This window comes from Martelella sp. UBA3392, from assembly GCF_002358775.1.
Lineage (GTDB): Bacteria > Pseudomonadota > Alphaproteobacteria > Rhizobiales > Rhizobiaceae > Martelella > Martelella mediterranea.
Genome location: NZ_DEPM01000075.1, coordinates 12792 through 15099, shown reverse-complemented (window position 1 = coordinate 15099; position 2308 = coordinate 12792). Strand labels below are relative to the sequence as shown.

At 64.6% G+C, this 2308-nt stretch carries 1 protein-coding gene; it reads right to left on the bottom strand.

What is annotated here, in order from left to right:
- Positions 1 to 52: 52 nt before the first annotated feature.
- Positions 53 to 2200 (bottom strand): NAD-dependent DNA ligase LigA, encoded by a 2148-nt coding sequence (gene ligA / locus B4E36_RS05775; RefSeq protein ID WP_345900102.1) that lies wholly within the window; start codon positions 2198 to 2200, stop codon positions 53 to 55.
- Between the last annotated feature and the right edge of the window lie 108 nt (positions 2201 to 2308).

The following is a 2308-nucleotide window of genomic DNA, read 5'->3' as shown; positions in this document are numbered from 1 at the left end:
GAGAGAGTATTGGGAGCAAGCGGCGACCACGTGTCTCTCCAACCGAGCCGGGTTACCCGCCGATCAGCGCCAGCCACTCATCCTCGTCCATGGTCTGAACCCCGAGTTCCTCCGCCTTCTTCAGCTTGGAGCCGGCGCCCGGACCTGCAATCACGATATCCGTCTTCTTCGACACCGAGCCGGACACCTTGGCCCCCAGGCTTTCGGCCTTGGCCTTCGCCTCGTCGCGCGTCATTTTCTCAAGCGTGCCGGTGAACACCACAGTCTTGCCGGCGACCGGGCTTGAGGTGTCGATGCGCTGCTGGTCGTCCTCCGGGGTCACCTCCTTGAGCAGGCGGGCGATGACATCGGTATTGTTCTCCTCGGCGAAGAATTCGGCGATGGCGCGGGCGACGACAGCGCCGATGCCGTCGATATTGTTGAGATCGTCCCAGGCCTCGCCCTCGCCGCTGGCCGCCTCGCGCATCGCCTTTTCGAAGGCCTCGTAGGAGCCGTAGGAGCGCGCCAGCAGCTTGGCCGTCGTCTCGCCGACATGGCGGATGCCGAGCGCGAAGATGAAGCGGTTGAGGGCGATCGTCCGCCGCTCGTTGATCGACTCGTAGAGATTGGCGACCGAAGTCTTGCCCCAGCCGTTGAAATTCTCGAGCTTGGTGAGCGCCGCCCCCTGCCGCCGCTCCAGCGTGAAGATATCCGGCGCGGTGCGGATCGCCAGCGCCTCGTCCTCATGTTCGAAGAAGAAATCGACCTGCTTGGAGCCGAGCCCCTCGATATCGAAGGCATTGCGCGAGACGAAATGCTTCAGGTGCTCCACCGCCTGCGCCCGGCAGGAGAAACCTGCCGTGCAACGCCTGACGGCATCGAGCTTGCCGGTCTTTTCGTTGATCTCGCGCACCGCATGCGCGCCACAGACCGGGCAGTGATCGGGAAACTGATAGGGTTCGGCATCGTCGGGCCTCTTGTCCGGCACGATGTCGACGATCTGGGGAATGACGTCGCCGGCGCGCTGGACGATGACATAGTCGCCGATGCGGATATCGCGGCCCTCGCGGATCGGCTCGCCGCCGGAGCCCTTGCCGGCGATGTAGTCTTCGTTATGCAGCGTCGCATTGGTCACCACCACGCCGCCGACCGTGATCGGCTCCAGTCGCGCCACCGGCGTCAGCGCGCCGGTGCGACCGACCTGGATATCGATGTTGAGAAGCCGGGTGATCGCCTGTTCGGCCGGGAACTTGTGCGCCGTCGCCCAGCGCGGCGAGCGCGAGCGGAAGCCGAGGCGGGCCTGAAGATCGAGCCGGTCAACCTTGTAGACGACGCCGTCGATATCATAGTCAAGATCGCCGCGCTCGACGCCGATCTCGCGGTAGTGATCGATCAGGTCATCGACGGAGGACAGCCGCCGCATCAGCGGGTTGACCGGGAAACCCCATTTCGCGAAGGTCTCGACCATGCCCATCTGGGTATCGGCCGGCATCTCCGACATCTCGCCCCAGGCATAGGCGAAGAATCTCAGCTTGCGCTTCGCCGTCACCTGCGGGTCGAGCTGGCGCAGCGAGCCGGAGGCGGTGTTGCGCGGGTTCACATAGGTGGGCTTGCCTTCTTCCGCGAGCGCTGCGTTGAGCGCGGCAAAATCGCTCTTGGCCATGTAGATCTCGCCGCGCACCTCGACCACCGCCGGCGCGCCCTTCGGCAGCCGGTTCGGGATCTCGCTAATGGTGCGGACATTGGCGGTGACGTTTTCCCCCGTTGCGCCATCGCCGCGCGTGGCGCCGGAAACGAGCACGCCATCCTCATAGCGCAGCGACATCGACAACCCATCGATCTTGGGTTCGGCGGTAAAGGCGATCGAGCCGTCCGGCATCTGGCCGAGGAAGCGATAGACCGAGGCGATGAAATCCTGCACGTCCTCATCGGAAAACACATTGCCGAGCGATAGCATCGGCACGCTATGCGTCACCGGCGCAAACGCCTCCGACGGCGTCGATCCGACCCGGCGCGACGGGCTGTCGGCGCGAATGAGGTCGGGAAACCGCGCTTCCAGCGCATCATTGCGCTGCTTCAGCGCGTCATATTCGGCGTCGGTGATCTCCGGCGCGTCCTTGCCGTGATAGGCAACGTCATGACGGGCGATTTCCGCGGCCAGATGCGCAAGCTCCGCCTCGGCTTCATCGCGGGACAGTTCCTCGACCGGTTTCTTCGCCATGTCACACTCCTTCGCGGCTCCCCCGCTGAATTAGAGCGGTTCGGCGCGAAATGGAAGCGGGTTTGACTGCGATGGCGACGGCAACCCCAATCTCCCCCCTTGAGGGGG